This window comes from Coprococcus sp. LG101-27, from assembly GCF_027695515.1.
In the GTDB taxonomy this organism is placed as follows: domain Bacteria; phylum Bacillota; class Clostridia; order Lachnospirales; family Lachnospiraceae; genus Allocoprococcus; species Allocoprococcus comes.
Genome location: NZ_JAQEUJ010000064.1, coordinates 1 through 707, shown reverse-complemented (window position 1 = coordinate 707; position 707 = coordinate 1). Strand labels below are relative to the sequence as shown.

Sequence of the window (707 nt, the reverse complement as noted above, 5' to 3'; positions counted from 1 at the left end):
CAAACGCTGCATTTTCCGTTTTTCCCGTTCCAGCAGGACAGCGGTTTTTTCATATTCCTGCTTTAACTGTTCCAAAGATTTTTCCATGTTCTCACATCCTTTGCTTATAAGATAAAGAAAGACCATCCGCAGACAGTCTGTGTGTCAGTGCTTCTATAAAGCCCGATGAAAAGGGAAAACCACAGAGCGGATTTCTCTTTGCGGCGGGTACACAGGGGATAGCCGCTTTAGCGGCGCAAGGGGGTGTAGCCACCTTGTCGGAGCAAAGCGAACGCAGACCTCGGATTGCTGATTTTATCAGCGGCAGAGGTAAGCTCCGCAGGACGCACGATACATGGTCTTTAGACTATGTATAGAAGTGCGCCCTTAGTTCCTAAGGGATTTTGCCGTTTCCGGCAGTTTTGTCCTTTTTCTTGGAACGCTTGGAAAGATACTTCGGGCAGTCAACCACAACCGCCCGGAAGCTCTGTTTGCATTCGTGCTGGCATTTCCGGCACAGTTCGTTGTAAGTGATACGGCTGCGGTCATTTAAGAAGAAAGACCATTCCAGCCGTCGCTTGTTGCTCATTCTTGCCATAACCGGCTCCTTTCTCCGTTTCTATCTGATGTACGCAGATAGGCTGTTTTGGTGTAGCGTCTCGGTATCATTTTTAAGGTTTTTCCCTCTGTATGCCCCTTTGGAAAGTGCGGCAGTATTGCAGTCAGGG

The 707-nt window shown here is 48.7% G+C and carries 1 protein-coding gene and 1 pseudogene; both read right to left on the bottom strand.

Features of this window, described 5'->3' with window-relative positions:
* Positions 1-87: pseudogene (locus tag PG766_RS17280) on the bottom strand (DUF3847 domain-containing protein); the annotation flags it as partial.
* A gap of 286 nt (positions 88-373) precedes the next feature.
* Positions 374-577 (bottom strand): hypothetical protein, encoded by a 204-nt coding sequence (locus PG766_RS16860; RefSeq protein WP_004614949.1) that lies wholly within the window; start codon positions 575-577, stop codon positions 374-376.
* Between the last annotated feature and the right edge of the window lie 130 nt (positions 578-707).